Annotated in this window: 14 protein-coding genes and 1 riboswitch; of the genes, 9 read left to right on the top strand and 5 right to left on the bottom strand. The window is 69.3% G+C overall.

Going from position 1 to position 17,036, the window contains the following annotated elements:
• The 5 genes from IFU19_RS09605 to IFU19_RS09585 all read right to left on the bottom strand — a co-directional run bounded on the left by IFU19_RS09605 (nucleotide 1) and on the right by IFU19_RS09585 (nucleotide 6,748).
• A complete protein-coding gene (locus IFU19_RS09605) occupies nucleotides 1-1,299 on the bottom strand; it encodes an ABC transporter permease (RefSeq protein ID WP_441004772.1) in 1,299 nt (432 codons plus the stop codon).
• A complete protein-coding gene (locus tag IFU19_RS09600; RefSeq protein WP_181015987.1) occupies nucleotides 1,296-2,660 on the bottom strand; it encodes an ABC transporter permease in 1,365 nt (454 codons plus the stop codon). Before IFU19_RS09600 ends, IFU19_RS09605 begins: the two co-directional genes overlap by 4 nt.
• The gene (locus tag IFU19_RS09595) at nucleotides 2,657-4,177 is read right to left on the bottom strand and encodes an ABC transporter ATP-binding protein (RefSeq protein ID WP_055834367.1); all 1,521 of its coding nucleotides are present in this window, start codon (nucleotides 4,175-4,177) and stop codon (nucleotides 2,657-2,659) included. Before IFU19_RS09595 ends, IFU19_RS09600 begins: the two co-directional genes overlap by 4 nt.
• Nucleotides 4,178-4,328: 151 nt before the next feature.
• Entirely contained in the window at nucleotides 4,329-5,396 is a 1,068-nt protein-coding gene (locus IFU19_RS09590; protein ID WP_055835885.1) for a BMP family lipoprotein, read from the bottom strand.
• Between the two features lie 233 nt (nucleotides 5,397-5,629).
• Nucleotides 5,630-6,748 carry a mannose-1-phosphate guanylyltransferase gene (locus tag IFU19_RS09585; protein ID WP_055834364.1) on the bottom strand — a complete coding sequence of 373 codons (1,119 nt, stop codon included), beginning with the start codon at nucleotides 6,746-6,748 and terminating at the stop codon, nucleotides 5,630-5,632.
• A 243-nt stretch (nucleotides 6,749-6,991) separates the two neighbouring features.
• Between IFU19_RS09585 and sdhC the strand changes: the two genes are divergently transcribed.
• The 9 genes from sdhC to IFU19_RS09540 all read left to right on the top strand — a co-directional run bounded on the left by sdhC (nucleotide 6,992) and on the right by IFU19_RS09540 (nucleotide 16,781).
• Nucleotides 6,992-7,426, top strand: a complete 435-nt coding sequence (sdhC, locus tag IFU19_RS09580) for a succinate dehydrogenase, cytochrome b556 subunit (RefSeq protein WP_082509292.1) — start codon at nucleotides 6,992-6,994, stop codon at nucleotides 7,424-7,426.
• Entirely contained in the window at nucleotides 7,426-7,884 is a 459-nt protein-coding gene (locus tag IFU19_RS09575) for a succinate dehydrogenase hydrophobic membrane anchor subunit (protein ID WP_055834361.1), read from the top strand. The genes sdhC and IFU19_RS09575 overlap by 1 nt, the downstream gene beginning before the upstream one ends.
• A 46-nt stretch (nucleotides 7,885-7,930) precedes the next feature.
• On the top strand, nucleotides 7,931-9,760 hold the full coding sequence (gene sdhA, locus IFU19_RS09570) for a succinate dehydrogenase flavoprotein subunit (protein WP_055834358.1): 1,830 nt from the start codon (nucleotides 7,931-7,933) through the stop codon (nucleotides 9,758-9,760).
• Nucleotide 9,761: 1 nt separating this feature from the next.
• On the top strand, nucleotides 9,762-10,547 hold the full coding sequence (locus IFU19_RS09565) for a succinate dehydrogenase iron-sulfur subunit (protein WP_055834355.1): 786 nt from the start codon (nucleotides 9,762-9,764) through the stop codon (nucleotides 10,545-10,547).
• A 153-nt stretch (nucleotides 10,548-10,700) separates the two neighbouring features.
• The gene (locus IFU19_RS09560; protein WP_192013530.1) at nucleotides 10,701-11,900 is read left to right on the top strand and encodes a YhjD/YihY/BrkB family envelope integrity protein; all 1,200 of its coding nucleotides are present in this window, start codon (nucleotides 10,701-10,703) and stop codon (nucleotides 11,898-11,900) included.
• Nucleotides 11,901-11,980: 80 nt separating this feature from the next.
• Nucleotides 11,981-12,829 carry an exodeoxyribonuclease III gene (locus tag IFU19_RS09555; protein ID WP_055936531.1) on the top strand — a complete coding sequence of 283 codons (849 nt, stop codon included), beginning with the start codon at nucleotides 11,981-11,983 and terminating at the stop codon, nucleotides 12,827-12,829.
• Nucleotides 12,830-12,956: 127 nt separating this feature from the next.
• Nucleotides 12,957-13,961: a tryptophan--tRNA ligase gene (trpS, locus tag IFU19_RS09550; protein ID WP_082516487.1), complete on the top strand. Its 1,005-nt coding sequence runs from the start codon at nucleotides 12,957-12,959 to the stop codon at nucleotides 13,959-13,961.
• Between the two features lie 73 nt (nucleotides 13,962-14,034).
• Complete coding sequence (locus IFU19_RS09545) at nucleotides 14,035-15,837, top strand: S8 family serine peptidase (protein WP_192013529.1); 1,803 nt, start codon at nucleotides 14,035-14,037, stop codon at nucleotides 15,835-15,837.
• A gap of 80 nt (nucleotides 15,838-15,917) precedes the next feature.
• Nucleotides 15,918-16,781: an Fpg/Nei family DNA glycosylase gene (locus IFU19_RS09540; RefSeq protein ID WP_192013528.1), complete on the top strand. Its 864-nt coding sequence runs from the start codon at nucleotides 15,918-15,920 to the stop codon at nucleotides 16,779-16,781.
• Nucleotides 16,782-16,866: 85 nt separating this feature from the next.
• Nucleotides 16,867-17,015, top strand: a riboswitch (FMN riboswitch).
• Nucleotides 17,016-17,036 lie beyond the last annotated feature (21 nt).

Raw genomic sequence — 17,036 nt, 5'->3', positions numbered from 1 at the left:
TCAGCCCTTGATATATGGTTTGCCGGCGGCCGCGGGGCCGCGGACCTTCCCGACGAGACCGGCGACGGCGAAGATCGTCACGACGTACGGCAGCATCAGCATGAACTCGCTCGGCACGGGCGACCCGATGACGCCGAGGGTGTTCTGCAGGTTCGAGGCGAAGCCGAACAGCAGGGCCGCGAGGGTCGCTCGGATCGGGTCCCACTGGCCGAAGATGACCGCCGCCAGAGCGATGTAACCGGCACCGGCCGTCATCTCTTTGTTGAAGGCTCCGACCGAACCGAGCGTGAAGAACGCGCCACCGACGCCCGCGATCGCGCCGCCCAGCGCCACGTTCCAGAAGCGGGTCTTGGCGATGTTGATGCCCACCGTGTCGGCGGCTTGCGGGTGCTCGCCGACCGCGCGCAGACGCAGACCCCAGCGCGTGTGGAACAGGCCCACGTACACCAGCGCCACCGTGACGTACATCAGGTACACGATGATCGTCTGGTTGAACAGCATGGGCCCGATAAGGGGGATGTCGGCGAGGAACGGGATCGGCAGGCGCGGGAAGCGCGGCGGCGCGTTCAGCGTCGCGGCGTTCGGGGCGAGCAGCTGGGAGAAGAGGAAGCTCGTCAGCCCCACCACGAGCACGTTCAAGACGACACCGACGATCACCTGGTCGACGAAGTACTTGATCGCGAACGCCGCGAGCACGAACGACACGAGCACGCCCGAGACGCCGGCCGCGAGCAGCCCGATGAACGGGTTCCCGGTCGCGGTGGCGACGATCGCCGAGGTGAACGCCCCCGCGAGGAGCTGGCCCTCGATCGCGATGTTCACCACGCCCACGCGCTCGCTCAGGACACCGGCCATCGCCCCGAAGATCAGCGGGACCGACAGGCTGAGGCCACCGGCGAGCAGGCCGGTCAACGGGATCACCGAGGTGGTGGCTCCGGCGGCGGCCCAGGTGAGGAAGCCGACCATGAAGACCAGCGCGAAGATGACGGCCAGCCACAGCGGCGGCCGGCGGTGCGCGCGCACCAGCAGGACGCTGGCGACGGTGACGAGCGCGAGCAGGACGGTGCAGACGGCGCCGGTGACGACCCCTCCGAGCACCACCTCGGGCAGTTGCAGGAACTCCCCCGGGCTCGAGATGCGGAACACCGCGTCGCCGTCCTGGCTGGCCACGACGAAGAGCACCGCGGCGAGCACGGTGATGACGCCGTAGACGATCGGCGCCTTCCAGCTGAGGACGACGGCCGTGTCGAGCGCCTCCGGCTGTGGTGACACCCCGTGGTGCTGTGCGGTGGTGCTCACTTGACCGCCTCCTTCTTCTTGGCGGCGCGGGTCTTCGACGCGCGCGCACCGGGCGCGGGCAGACGGAAGATGGCGCGCACGAGCGGGGGTGCGGCGATGAACAGCACGATGAGGGACTGCACGACGAGCACGATGTCGATCGGCACACCGTTCGCGGCCTGCATGGCGAAGCCGCCGGCCTTGAACGCGCCGAACAGGATGCCGGCGACCAGCACGCCGACCGGAGTGGATCGGCCCAGCAGGGCCACCGTGATGGCGTCGAACCCGATGCCGGCGTCGATACCGCTCGAGAAGCCCGTCGTCACGGTGCCGAGCACCTGGTCAACGCCGGCGAGGCCGATGAGGCCGCCGGAGATCAGCATCGCGACCACGTACATCGACTTGACGTTGATGCCGGCCACGCGCGCGGCGTTCGGGTTGAGCCCGACCGCGCGGAAACGGAAGCCCAGCGACGAGCGCTCGAGGATCCACCACACCAGGACGACGGCGGCGAGGGAGAGCAGGAACCCGAAGTGCAGGTTGTACGCGGGGCCGAACAGGTCGGGGAAGACCGCGGTCTCTTTCATCGCCGGCGTGGTGGGGTTGCTCGATCCCGGAGCCTGCAGCAGGCCGGGGGTGCGCAGCAGGTAGTAGACGAGGTAGAACGCGACGTAGTTGAGCATGATCGTGACGATCACCTCGTGCGCTCCGGTGCGGGCCTTCAGGAGCCCCGCGATTCCCGCCCACAGGGCACCCGCCACGACGCCCGCGACGAGCGCGACGAGGGCGTGCAGGCCCCAGGGGAGGTCGAAGGCGAACGCGACGTAGCCGCCGGCCGCCGCGGCGACGAGCATCTGTCCGCGACCACCGATGTTGAACATGCCGACGCGGAACGCAAGCGCCACTCCGAGGCCCGCAGCGATGAGCGGCGTCGCGAAGGTCAGGGTCTCGGTCAGAGGACGGATCCCGGTCGCGAACTCGGGGCGGCGGAAGTTGTAGATCGCACCCTGGAAGAACGACGCGTAGGCACCCGACACGGACTGCCAGATCGCGACGAGGGTGTCGCCCGGGCGCGCGAAGAAGTAGACCGCGGACGCCTGGACGTTCTCGTCGGTCGCCGCGATCATCACCGCTCCGACGAGGAGGGCGAGGATGACGGCGAGGACCGAGATGATGGCGTTGCCGGTGGCGACCTCGCGCAACGCGCGGCGCCAACGGTTCTCTTCGGTGGCGGGCTCGGGGGCGACCACGCGTGCGCCGGCGGCCGGGTCGACCTCGGCAGCGCCCTCGAGGGCAGCACCGGCGGAGGTCTGATCGGCGACCTCGGCGGCGCGGTCCGCGCGCGTGGCACTCGGGTCGTGCGGGCTGTGCGGATCGCTCACGCCGCGACTCCTTCGTTCTGGGGTGTTTCGCCGGCCATCATCAGGCCCAGCACGTCGCGGGTGGTGTCGCCGGGCACGATGCCGACCACGCGGCCGCGGTACATGACCATGATCCGATCAGCGAGCGCGGTCACCTCGTCGAGCTCGGTGGAGACGACGATCACCGGCACGCCCGTGTCGCGCGTCTCGATGATGCGCTTGTGGATGAACTCGATCGAGCCCACGTCGACGCCGCGGGTGGGCTGTGCCGCCACGAACAGCCGCAGTTCGCGGCTGAGCTCGCGGGCGAGGACGACCTTCTGCTGGTTTCCGCCGGACAGCTTTCCGACGGGCGTCTCGATCGAGGGCGTGCGCACATCGAACTCCGCCACCTTCTCGCGGGCGAAGCCCGCCAGCGTCGACAGCTGCAGCGCTCCCCCCTTGACGAAGGGGGCTCCGTCGGCACGATCGAGCATGAGGTTCTCGGCGATCGAGAACTCGCCCACGAGGCCGTCTTCTTTGCGGTCCTCGGGGACGAAGCCGACACCGGCATCGAGCACCGCGCGGACGGTCGAACCGGCGAGGTCTTTGCCGTCGAGCGTGATGGAGCCTTCGACCCGGTCCTGCAGCCCGACGAGGGCCTCGGTGAGCTCGGTTTGGCCGTTGCCCTGCACGCCCGCGATGGCGAGGACCTCGCCGCGGCGCACCTCGAAGCTCACGTCGTTCACGACGACCTGTCCGATCGCGTCGACCACGGTCAGGCCCTTCACCGACAGCCCGACCTCGCCGAGGGTGGGCGCGTCCTTCTGCACGGTGAGCTCGACCGCGCGGCCGACCATGAGCGAGGCGAGTTCGGCGTTGGAGGCGGTGGGTTCGGCCTCGCCGACCACCTTGCCCAGGCGGATGACGGTGATGCGATCCGCGACCTCGCGGACCTCACGCAGCTTGTGGGTGATGAAGACGATCGAGGTGCCCGCGGCCTTGAGCTGCCGCATGATCGACATGAGTTCGTCGGTCTCTTGCGGCGTGAGCACGGCGGTGGGCTCATCGAACACGAGCACCTTCGCGTCGCGCGAGAGCGCCTTGACGATCTCGACACGCTGCTGCACGCCGACCGGCAGGTCGTCGACGAGGGCATCGGGATCGACGTCGAACCCGAAGCGGTCGGAGATCTCCTTCACCTTGGCGCGCGCGGCCGCGATGTCGAGGCGACCGCCGGCTTTCGTCGGCTCGTGCCCGAGCATGACGTTCTCGGCCACGGTGAAGACGGGGACGAGCATGAAGTGCTGATGCACCATGCCGATGCCGGCGCGCATCGCGTCGCCGGGGCCGGAGAAGTGCTGGACGGCGTCGTCGAGCAGGATCTCTCCGCCGTCGGCCTGGTAGAGGCCGTAGAGGACGTTCATCAGGGTGGACTTGCCGGCACCGTTCTCACCGAGCAGGCAGTGGATCTCTCCGGCCTCGACAGTGAGGTCGATGTGGTCGTTCGCCACGAGGGACCCGAAGGTTTTCGTGATCCCGCGGAGTTCGAGCTTCATGTTCCCGATCCTAAGTTCTCGACGCCGCGCGACGCAGGCGTTCGACAGGAGGGCCGCGTCGCGCGCGACCCGAGCAGGGGGCGGCCGTCACTGCGGCCATAAAGGGAGGGGAGGCCGGCATGCGCCGGCCTCCCCGAGACAGTACGTGATCTCAGCCGGCGAGGTACGACTCGACGGTGATCGAACCGTCGACGATCTGGGCCTTGAGGTCGTCGATCTTGGTCGTGAGGTCAGCGGGGACCCGGTCGGACCAGTCGTGGTAGTCCGCGATGCCCACGCCCTCGTTCTCGAGCGTGCCGACGAACGGAGCCGCGTCGAACGAGCCGTTGCCGGCGGCGACGATGGCGTCCTTCGTACCGACGTCGATGCCCTTGAGGATCGAGGTCAGCAGCAGGTCGCCGACGGTGGGGTCGGTCTCGTACACGTCGGCGTCGACGCCGACCAGGGCGATCTCGCGACCGGCGTCGCGGATGGCGACGGCAGCCGACTGGTAGATCGGGCCGCCGACGGGCAGGAGCACGTCGACGTTCTGGTCGATGATCGCCTGCGCGGTCTGGCGAGCGGTGTCGTTCGCCTCGAAGCCACCGGTGAACGAGCCGTCCTGGGCGGCGCGGTCCCAGCCGACGACGCGGACGCTGGTGCCGTTGTCGGTGTTGTACTTGTCGACGCCCTGGGCGAAGCCGTCCATGAAGATGCTCACGGTCGGGATGTTGAGGCCACCGAAGGTGCCGACGACGCCGGTCTTCGAGGTGCCCGCCGCGAGGTAACCGGCGAGGTAGGCCGCCTGCGCGGTGTCGAAGATGATGGGCTTGATGTTGGGCGCGTCGGTCTGGCCGTCGAAGTCGCTGTCGACGGTGTCGTCGATCGAGACGTACTGCAGGTCGGGGTTGGCCTTCGCCGACTCGAGCGCCGCGGGGGCGAGGAGGAAGCCGACCGTGACGATCGTGTTGCATCCCTGGTCGACCAGGTTCTGCAGGTTGGATGCGTAGTCGGTCTCGGCCTGCGACTCGACCTCGATGGGGGTCTTCGAGCCGAGCTCGGTGGCGGCCGCGTCGACGCCCTCTTTACCGAGCTGGTTGAACGACTTGTCGTCGAAGCCGCCGGCGTCCGACACCATGCAGGGCAGGTAGTCGCTGGCGCCGGAACCGGCACCGCCCGACGCGCCGTTGCTCTCGGGCGCTGCGCCGCAACCGGCGAGCAGCACAGCAGCGCCGATCATGGCGAGACCGCTGACGACGGCCTTCTTCGTGGTCTTCACGAATGGTCCTCCAAGACGGATGCCCCCAACGGGTTCGGGGGACGATCCCGTCACGTTACCTACTGTGTCGTCGTGCCCACGCACCGGGAGCCGCCGTGCGCGCCAATGGTTACAAAGACGCAATCTCGCGTCACGCGACCGCCACACGAGCAACGGGGACCGGAACCGGATGCCACGAGCAGTGGCATCCGGTTTCAGAGCACGTCGCCGCGGCCCGTGAGCTTGAGGGCGTCGACGACGCCCTTGACCCGCTGCGCGTTCTCGCTGGTGGTGACCAGGAGGGCGTCGGGGGTGTCGACGACGACGATGTCGCGTACGCCGATGAGGCTGATCACGCGCTTGGTCTGCGAGACGACGATGCCGCTCGAGGCGTCGGAGAGCACGCGGGCGTCCTCACCGAGGATGGCGAGCTCGTTGCGGCCACCGTGCGAGTTGAGCTTGGACAGGCTGGCGAAGTCGCCCACGTCGTCCCAGTCGAAGTGGCCGGGGATCACGGCGAGGCGCCCCTTCTCGGCGGCCGGCTCGGCGACCGAGTAGTCGATGGCGATCTTCTTCAGGCTCGGCCACAGGCGGTCGACCGCGGGACCCCGGCGATCGCGGTCGTCCCAGGCGTCGGCGAGTTCGATCAACGACGCGTGCAGTTCGGGCTCGTTGACGGCGAGCTCCGCCAGCAGCACGTCGGCGCGGGTGATGAACATGCCGGCGTTCCAGAGGTACGCGCGGTCTTCGAAGTACTGCTTCGCCGTGTCGAGGTCGGGCTTCTCGACGAAGCGTTCCACCATGTAGGCCTCGGGGGCGCCGTCGACGATGAGCTCACCGGCCTGCTTGATGTAGCCGAAGCCCACCGAGGCCTCGCTGGGCTGGATGCCGATGGTGCAGATGTACCCCTCGCGCGCGACGGCGACGGCCTGGCGCACGGCGAACTCGAACTGCCGGGTCTGGCGGATGACGTGGTCGGCGGCGAACGATCCGATGATGACGTCGGGTTCGCGGCGCACGAGGATCGCGGCGGCGAGGCCGATGGCGGCCGACGAGTCGCGGGGCTCCGACTCGAGGAACACGTTGTGGTCGGGGACGCCCGGGAGCTCCCGCTCGACGGCGGCACGGTGGGCGCGGCCCGTCACGACGGCGATGCGGTCCTCGCCGGCGAGCGGCGCGAGCCGGTCCCACGTGTCGCGCAACAGCGTCTGCCCCGACCCGGTGAGGTCGTGCAGGAACTTGGGTGCGTCGGCGCGCGAGAGCGGCCAGAGGCGACTGCCGATGCCTCCGGCGGGGATCACGGCGTAGAAGTCTTCGATAGCGGGGTCAGCCATGGCCCCGACCCTAGCGGTCGGGGGCCCGCACCCCCGAGAAGCGGTGCGCAGCGCCACCCGGGTGAGGTGGGCGCAGGTCTCGTCCGGGCGCGCGGCGCAGCACCGGAGATATCTCGACATCGAGAGAGTGTTAGGCGCCCCTAATCCCCGCCGTTCATAGCCCGGACGTAGTATTCAATGGCGCCCGTGTGACGCTCGAGGCCTGTGTCGGCCTCACCTCGTGTTCGATCAGGGAGGACGACCGTGTCAGCACCAGCACGTGCCACGCCGTCAGTGAAAGCGACCACCTCGAAGAGGCCGCGCGGAACGCTGTACCGCGGCCGCGAAGGCATGTGGTCGTGGGTTCTGCACCGCATCACCGGTGTGGCGATCTTCTTCTTCCTGCTCGTGCACATCCTCGACACGGCGCTCATCCGCGTGTCCCCCGAGGCGTACGACGCGGTGATCGGCACGTACAAGAACCCCATCATGGGTCTCGGCGAGGTCGCCCTCGTCGGTGCGATCGCCTACCACGCCTTCAACGGCCTGCGCATCATCCTGGTCGACTTCTGGCCCTGGGCCACGCGCCACCAGCGCCAGCTGTGGTGGGGCGTGCTCGGCCTCTGGGTCGTCACGATGCTCGGCTTCACGCCGCGCCACCTGATCAACGTCTTCAGCGCCGTCACCGGGAGCCACTGATGTCCGTCGCCCAAGAAGCCGCCACGATCCCCGCTCCGCGCACGCCCAGTGTGCGCAAGAAGGGCGCCAACCTCGAGAAGTGGGGCTGGCTCTACATGCGCGCCTCGGGCGTGCTGTTGATCGTCCTGATCTTCGGCCACCTGTTCGTCAACCTCATGACGGGCGACGGCATCCACCAGATCGACTTCGCGTTCGTCGCGGGAAAGCTCGCCTCGCCGTTCTGGCAGTGGTGGGACGTCCTGATGCTGTGGCTGGCCCTCATCCACGGAGCCAACGGCATGCGCACCATCGTCAACGACTACGTCACGCACGCCACGGTCCGCAAGATCCTCGTGTGGTCGCTGTGGCTGTCGGCGGGCTTCCTGATCGTGCTCGGCACGCTCGTGGTCTTCACCTTCGACCCCTGCCTCGGCGTGACCGAGAGCAGCTCCCTGTGGGACGTGTGCCAGGCGGCGTGAGCCGACGGCATCCCTTCTTTCGACCGACAGCAGAGGTATTGCACACGTGAGCACTCAGACCACCGCGGACTCCACCGTCAAAGACGGTGTCCACTACCACCAGTTCGACGTCATCATCGTCGGCGCCGGCGGCGCAGGCATGCGCGCGGCGATCGAGGCCGGACCCGGTGCGAAGACCGCGGTCATCTCGAAGCTCTACCCCACCCGCTCCCACACGGGCGCAGCACAGGGCGGCATGGCCGCAGCGCTGGCGAACGTCGAAGAGGACTCCTGGGAGTGGCACACCTTCGACACCATCAAGGGCGGCGACTACCTGGTCGACCAGGATGCCGCCGAGATCCTCGCCAAAGAGGCCATCGACGCCGTCATCGACCTCGAGAACATGGGCCTGCCGTTCAACCGCACGCCCGAGGGCAAGATCGACCAGCGGCGCTTCGGCGGTCACACCGCCGACCACGGCAAGACGCCCGTGCGCCGCGCCTGCTACGCCGCCGACCGCACCGGCCACATGATCCTCCAGACGCTGTTCCAGAACTGCGTCAAGCTCGGCATCAACTTCTTCAACGAGTTCTACGTGCTCGACCTGATCACGGTCAAGGACGCGGCGGGCGCGACCCAGGTCGCCGGCGTCGTCGCCTACGACCTGGCCACCGGCGAGCTGCACGTCTTCCAGTCCAAGGCCGTCGTCTTCGCCACCGGTGGTTTCGGCAAGATCTTCAAGACCACGTCCAACGCGCACACCCTGACCGGTGACGGCGTCGGCATCGTCTGGCGCAAGGGCCTGCCGCTCGAGGACATGGAGTTCTTCCAGTTCCACCCGACCGGCCTCGCCGGTCTCGGCATCCTGCTCACCGAGGGCGCCCGCGGCGAGGGAGCGATCCTGCGCAACGCCAGCGGTGAGCGCTTCATGGAGCGCTACGCCCCGACCATCAAGGACCTCGCGCCCCGCGACATCGTCGCGCGCTGCATGGTGCAGGAGGTCTCGGAGGGCCGCGGCGCGGGCCCTCACCGCGACTACGTGCTGCTGGACTGCACCCACCTGGGCGCCGAGGTGCTCGAGACCAAGCTCCCCGACATCACCGAGTTCGCCCGCACGTACCTGGGCGTCGACCCGGTCGTCGAGCCGGTCCCCGTCATGCCGACCGCGCACTACGCGATGGGCGGCATCCCGACCAACATCAAGGCCGAGGTGCTCGCCGACAACGACACCGTCGTGCCCGGCCTCTACGCCGCCGGCGAGTGCGCCTGCGTCTCGGTGCACGGCTCGAACCGCCTCGGCACCAACTCGCTGCTCGACATCAACGTGTTCGGCAAGCGCGCCGGACGCAACGCGGTCGAGTACGTCAAAACGGCCGACTTCGTGCCCCTGCCCGAAGACCCCGCCGCCGAGGTGCGCGGACTCATCGAGGGGCTCCGCAACAACAGCGGGACCGAGCGCATCGCCGTCCTGCGCAAGACGCTGCAGGACGAGATGGATAAGGGCGCGCAGGTGTTCCGCACCCACGACTCGCTCTCGAAGGTGCTCGACGTGATCGCCGACCTGCGCGAGCGCTACAAGAACATCCACGTCGACGACAAGGGCAAGCGCTTCAACACCGACCTGCTCGAAGCGGTTGAGCTGGGCTTCCTGCTCGACCTCGCCGAGGTCGTCGTCTACTCGGCGCAGAACCGCGAAGAGAGCCGTGGCGGTCACATGCGCGACGACTTCCCCACGCGCGACGACGAGAAGTACATGCAGCACACCATGGCGTACCTGTCGGGCGACCCCCACTCGTCGCACCCGGCCGATCACATCGAGCTGGGCTGGAAGCCCGTGGTGTTCACCAAGAACGAGGCGGGCGAGTTGCGTTACCCGCCGCTTGAGAGGAAGTACTGAGATGGCATCCACCGTCATCGAGAGCGTCGACACCTCCGACAAGGTCGAGCAGACCCCGGAGGACACCGGGATCCAGTCGTTCCTCGTCACCTTCAACATCCGTCGCTTCGACCCCGAGGTCGACGACGAGCCGCGTTGGGTCGACTACGACGTGGAGCTCTACTCCACCGACCGCGTGCTCGACGCGCTGCACAAGATCAAGTGGGAGACCGACGGCTCGCTGTCGTTCCGCCGCTCGTGCGCGCACGGCATCTGCGGATCGGATGCCATGCGCATCAACGGCCGCAACCGCCTGGCCTGCAAGACGCTGATCAAGGATCTCGACATCTCGCAGCCCATCTACGTCGAGGCGATCAAGGGCCTGCCCCTCGAGAAGGACCTCATCGTCGACATGGAGCCGTTCTTCGCCTCCTACCGCGAGGTGCAGCCCTTCCTCATCTCGAGCTCGAAGCCCGAGGCCGGCAAGGAGCGCGTGCAGTCGATCGTCGACCGCGAGGTCTTCGACGACACCACCAAGTGCATCCTGTGCGCCGCGTGCACCTCGTCGTGCCCCGTGTTCTGGACCGACGGGCAGTACTTCGGCCCCGCCGCGATCGTCAACGCGCACCGCTTCATCTTCGACTCGCGCGACGACGCCGGCGACGTGCGTCTCGACATCCTGAACGACAAAGAGGGCGTGTGGCGTTGCCGCACCACCTTCAACTGCACCGAGGCGTGCCCCCGCGGCATCGAGGTCACCAAGGCCATCGCCGAGGTCAAGCAGGCCGTCCTCCGCGGCGGTCGCTGACCCCTCCCCCTCGAACGGCGGGTGCGCTTCGGCGCCCCGCCGTTCGGCGTTCGACCCCGGGGCCCGACGCGGTCCGGCGTCGACGGAGGTCGCCGTCACGGGCGTGCGTCCCCGCGCGGCGAGGCCACGGCATCCATTCATTAGGCTCGACGGGTGACCGAGACCCACCCCGATCCGCGGCCGCTGCCCGCGGTCCGTGAGGATGACACGTCGCTGCGCGATCGGCTCGAGGCCGCGCAGAGCGCCGTGCGCAGCCGCCTCGATCAGCCCATCGCCCGCGCCGCCCGAATCGCGCGCTGGTTCCCGATCCGGGTGTGGCGGCACTTCCTGCAGCACAACGGCTTCCTGCTCGCGGCGGGTATGAGCTACCAGGGGATCTTCGCCGTCTTCTCGGCGCTGTACCTCGCCTTCGCCGGGGTGGGCATCTGGCTCGGCGGCAGCAAGAGCGCCATCGACGGGCTCATCGGGATCATCAACAGCTACATCCCCGGCATCATCAGCAAGAACGGGCTCGTCGATCGCGAGCAGGTCGAGTCCGTCGCCCAGGAGAGCGGACGGCTTCTCACCATCACGGGCATCGTCGCCGTGGTCGTCGTCGTCTGGACGGCCATCGGCTTCGTCACGTTCACGCGCCGGGCGGTGCGCGACACCTTCGGCCTTCCCTTCGACATGCGCAACTACGTGCTGCTCAAGGCCCGCGACTTCGTCGCCTCGATCCTCTTCGGGCTCGCGCTGCTCGTGGGCGCCCTGCTCGGCTCGGTCACGACCGGTGCCGTCGACCTGGTGTTCGGGTTCATCGGGTGGGACCGGGAGACACTCGGGTGGTCCGTCGGCGCGCGGGTCGTCTCGCTGCTCGTCGCGTTCGCCGTGAACACCGTCGCCCTCGCCGCACTGTTCCGGTTCCTCACCGGCACGACCCTCACGTGGCGCCGCGCCTGGCCCGGAGCCCTGGTCGGGGCGACCGGCATGGTGCTGCTGCAGGTCGGTGCGGGATTCCTCGTCGTGTACTCCCCCACGAACCCGCTGCTCGGCACGTTCGCGGTCCTGATCGGCTTCCTTCTGTGGTTCCGCCTCATCGGGATCGTCATCCTGGTCTCGGCGGCGTGGATCGCGGTGGCGGCGGGCGACCGCGACGTTCCCCTGCGCTCGCCCGAGGACCGTCGCGCCATGGAGCAGGCGGCCCTCGTGATCGCGGCGCAGGTGGGCGTGCGCGAGGCCGGGAAGACCCTGGCACTCACCCGGTGGCCGTGGCGCTGGCGCGCGAAGCGGGCGCTGTCCGCGGCCGAGAAGACCCTCGCCCGGGCCGAGGCGGACGTTCCCGCGCCCCGCCGCATGTCGCTGATCCCCGACTGACGCAGAGCGGAGAGGTGGCGGCCTTCCGGCGCGGCGTCGAGACCCGCGGCGATGTCGGACCCCGCGGCTAGGCTCGACGGGTGGCTCGTTCCGTACGTATCGTCTCCGTCAACGTCAATGGCATCCGTGCCGCCGTCCGCAAGGGCATGACCGAATGGCTCGACGCCTCCGGCGCCGACATCGTCACCCTTCAAGAGGTGCGGGCGACCGCCGAACAGCTGGCCGAGGCGCTGCCCGGCTGGCAGATCGTCAACGACGAGGCCCTGCAGAAGGGCCGCGCCGGTGTCGCGATCATCAGTCGGCTGCCCGGTATCGCGACGCGCACCCACCTCGGGCCCGAGCCGCTCGACGCCTCGGGCCGCTGGATCGAGACCGACTTCGACATCGACGGCGAAACCGTCACCATCGTCAGCGCGTACGTGCACAGCGGCGAGGTCGACACTCCCAAGCAAGACGCGAAGTGGGTGTTCCTCGATGCCATGGAGCAGCGGTTGGCCGATCTGGCTTCGGAGCGCGAGCTGGCTCTCGTCACGGGTGACCTCAACGTCGGCCATCGCGAGCTCGACATCAAGAACTGGCGCGGCAACCGCAAGAACGCCGGCTTCCTCCCGCGTGAGCGCGCGTACTTCGACCGGTTCTTCGGACCGGCCGGCGAGCAGGTCGAGGGCGTCGACGGTTCCACCGGCGCGGGCCTCGGCTGGGTCGACGTGGGTCGTCGCGCCGTCGGCGAGGTCGACGGCCCGTACACGTTCTGGTCGATGCGCGGAAAGGCGTTCGACACCGACAGCGGCTGGCGCATCGACTACCACGTCGCCACTCCGGCCCTCGCGGAGCGCGTCACGAGCTATCACGTGGAGCGCGCCGCCTCGTACGACACCCGCTGGAGCGACCACGCTCCGGTGATCGTCGAGTACACGCTCGGCGCCTGAGGCCCGGCGCCGGTCCCACCGGCATCCGGATGCCGTCGCGTCGTCGTCGCGTGGCGCTCGGGGCATCGACCGCCGCCGACGCCGTCCCGAGAACGGTGCTCCCCGCACCGACGCCTAGGATCGAGGGGTGACTCAGCAGCGCCTCTATTCCGGAATGCAGCCCTCCGCCGACAGCCTCCAGATCGGCAACTACATCGGTGCGCTGCTGCAGTGGCGCGAGCTGCAGGACGAATACGACGCGTTCTTCTCGGTCGTCGACCTGCACGCGCTCACGCAGCCCGGCGACCCCGCCGAGCGCCGCGAGAAGACCCGCCGCACCGCGGCCCAGTACATCGCCGCCGGCATCGAGCCCTCGCGCTCGACTCTCTACGTGCAGTCGCACGTCCCCGCCCACGCCGAGCTGCAGTGGGTGCTGTCGACCCTCACCGGTTTCGGCGAGGCCGGGCGCATGACGCAGTTCAAGGACAAGTCGGCCCGCTACGGCACGGATGCCACGAACGTCGGCCTCTTCACCTACCCGGTGCTCATGGCCGCCGACATCCTGCTGTACCAGACCGACGTCGTTCCCGTCGGCGACGACCAGAAGCAGCACATCGAGCTCACCCGCGATCTGGCTGAGCGCTTCAACCAGCGCTTCGGCCAGACGTTCACCATGCCGAAGCCGATGATCCAGCGCGAAACCGCCCGCATCTTCGACCTGCAGAACCCGACCTCGAAGATGTCGAAGTCGGCCGAGTCCGACGCGGGCGTGCTGTGGATGCTCGACGAGCCGAAGGTGAGCGCCAAGAAGATCATGCGCGCGGTCACCGACTCCGAGGGAGCCGTGCGCTTCGACCGTGACGAGAAGCCCGGCGTCTCGAACCTCCTCGTGATCTACTCGGCCCTCACCGGTCGCGAGATCACCTCGATCGAGGACGAGTACTCCGGTCGCGGCTACGGCGACTTCAAGAAGGGGCTCGCCGAGGTCGTGGTGAACGAGTTCGAGCCGGTGCGCGAGCGCGCCCTCGAGCTGCTGTCCGACCCCGCCGAGCTCGACCGCGTGCTGGCCACGAACGCCGAGCGGGCGGCATCCGTCGCCGAGAAGACCCTCACCGACGTGTACGACAAGATCGGGCTGCTGCGCCGCGGCTGAGCCGGGCCGTTCGAGCCGCCACGCCGACGGTACGATGGCGCGACGGCAGGACGCCGTCCCGACAGGAGTCCCCGTGCCCTCGCCGACGTCCTCGCGCCGCGCCGCTCTCATCGCACTGATCGCGCTGGTCGGCCTGAGCGTGCCGACCACCGCTCAGGCGGCCGCCCGCACCGACTGTCGTCCCGTGCCGGCGCCCGCGGCCGACATCCTGCGTGCCAGTGATGCCTGGAGCACGTTCGGGGTCGACGGCAGCGGCGTGCGAGTGGGCGTCATCTCGGACTCGTTCGGCACGGCCGGCGAGGACGTGGTCGCCGCCGACGTCGCAGCGGGATGGCTTCCCGGGCCGGGCAACCCCTGCGGATGGACCACGCCCACGCGGGTGGTGCTCGAGAATTCCACGAGCGCGAGCGACGAGGGCCGGGCGATGGCCCAGCTCGTCCACGGCATCGCGCCGGGGGCCGAACTGATGTTCGCCGCTCCCCCCACGAGCGACAACGCGGGCCTCGCCGTGGCCATCGACGCCCTCCGCGACGCGGGCGCCGACATCATCGTCGACGACCTCGCCGCCGACGACGACCTCGCGTACGAGCGTCTCGCGGCGGGATACGCCGTCCAGCGAGCCGTGGACGCCGGCGTCCTGTACGTCTCCGCCGCGGGGAACTTCGGCCGTCCCGGCGCGGAGGGATACCCCAGCGCGGGCTACCCGGTCTCGGGATGGTCGTCGAGCCGGTACCGCCCGATGCCCTGCGCCGCCGATGTCGAGCAGTCCGCCCTCGCTTCGGCCCCGGAGATCACCGCGGTGGACTGCATGGATGTCGACCCCGGCCCCGGGAGCGATCCGGGTCTGGGGGTGACGCTCTTGCCGGGCTTCGCCACCCTGTCCAACCTGCATTGGGCGCAGAAAGCGGGTTCCGTGACGACGCACCTGGGGTTGGGCGTCAAGAACCTCTCGACCGGAGAGCTGAAGGTCGTCTGGGCCTCCGATCCGGAGCGGCCGCTCGTTCCCTCGGCGTTGTCAGGCCTCGGATCGGCGGATCCGACCGAATGGGAGGTGTCGATCGTGCGTCGGGTGACACCCGAGGCGTCGACGCCGGCGGTCAGCATCGTGATGCCGAACGTCGTGAGGTTCCTCGCGGTCGCCGCTCTGGAGTATTTCCACTCCACCGAAACCGACGACATCGGGGCGAGCCTGATCGGCCACGAGGCCGACCCCGCGACGTTGGCCGTGGCCGCGGTCAACGCCTCCGACCTCACGCTCGGCACCTATTCGTCGGCCGGCCCGGCCACCACCCTGTTCGGCGTGCCGACGGCGACGACGGTGCCCGGTCCCGCGCTCGCGGGAGTCGACGGCCTGCCCGTGAGTCTGCCGATGGACGGTGAGGAGAACCTCTTCTTCGGCACGTCTGCCGCCGCTCCCACGGTCGCCGCCGTCGCCGCTCTCGCTGTGCAGGCGGCACCCGGCACGACGCCGGCTGCCTTGCGCGACGCGCTCGTCGACGGTGCCCGCGCCGACGCGTTCGCCTCGCCGTGGCCGTCGACGCTCGACGCGTCGCGCTTCTCGGGGGCCGGCTTGACCGACGCGGTCGCGACGGTCGCCGCCGTCCTGCCGCCCGCGCCGACGCCGACGCCCACGCCCGTGCCGACGTCCGTGCCCACGCCGACGTCCGTTCCCACACCGACCGCCGTGCCCGCGCCCGACCCGACCGCCGCGCCGGCCGCGGCGCCTCCCCCGGGCCGGCTCGCCGAGAGCGGGACGTCGATCGACGGCGTCGCCCTCGGCGCCGGCGTGCTGAGCCTGGTCGCGGGACTCGTCGTCGTGCGTGCCCGCACGCGTCGGCGAAACGGCAGCGACGCGGCGGTCACCGGACGCCGGTGACCGCGGGGAGCGGCCGCACGGCATCCTGCCCGCGCGCAAGACCCGCCCGCGATGTCGGGGCTGCGTGACACGATGGCCCCATGCCGGAGATGCCAGAGGTCGAAGGACTCGTCGAGTTCCTGCGCGGACGCATCACGGGGCTGCGCGTCGACAAAGCCACCGTGTCGGCGATCAACGCGCTGAAGACCTACGACCCCCCGCTCACCGCGCTGGTGGGGTCCACGATCACCGCCGTCGATCGTCACGGCAAGTTCCTCGACGTCACGACCGATGCCGGGCTCCATCTCGTGTTCCATCTCGCCAAGGCCGGATGGCTGCGGTGGTACGACGCCCTGCCGACCACGATCATCAAGCCCGGCAAGACGCCGATCGCGCTGCGCGTGGGCTTCGACGACGGCTCGGGGTTCGATCTCACCGAGGCCGGCACCAAGAAGTCACTGGCCGTGTACGCGGTGCGCACGCCCGACGAGGTTCCGGGCATCGCACGGCTCGGCCCCGACCCCCTCGGCGCGGGCTTCGACCGCGCCGCCTTCGGCGCGCTGATCGCCGGGCGACGCACGCAGATCAAGGGCGTGCTGCGCGACCAGTCGATCATCGCCGGCGTCGGCAACGCGTACTCCGACGAGATCCTCCACGCCGCGAGAATGTCTCCTTATGCTCTGGCGGCGACGCTCACCGACGACGAGGTTGACCGCCTCTTCACCGCGATGACCGAGACCCTGGCCGAGGCGATCCACGAAGCTCGGGGCAAACCGCCCGCCCAGCTGAAGGATGCGAAGCGACGCGGCATGCGCGTGCACGGCCGACGCGGCGAAGAATGCCCGGTCTGCGGCGACGAGGTGCGCAGCGTGTTCTTCGCCGACAACTCGCTCGAGTACTGCGCCACGTGCCAGACCGGCGGCAAGCTCCTCGCCGACCGGCGCCTGTCGCGGCTGCTCAAGTAGACGCGCGGACGAGCCCCCGTCGCGTGTCACTGCGTTTCGGGAATGAACCTCGAAACGATGCGTTGACTAGACTTCGAAGAGCAACAACGTGCTCCGGGGTCGGTGAGAATCCGAACCGGCGGTGACAGTCCGCGAACCCCTCCACCTCGGTGGTGGGGCCGATCCGGTGGAATTCCGGGACCGACGGTGATGCGACGGGTATCCGTCGCTAGTCCGGATAGGAGGCAGCACGGACGGCGTGACACGCCTTCCCGC

Origin of the sequence: Microbacterium sp. CFBP 8794 (assembly GCF_014841235.1) — a bacterium.
GTDB lineage: Bacteria > Actinomycetota > Actinomycetes > Actinomycetales > Microbacteriaceae > Microbacterium.
This window is presented reverse-complemented; position numbering and strand designations above follow the sequence as displayed.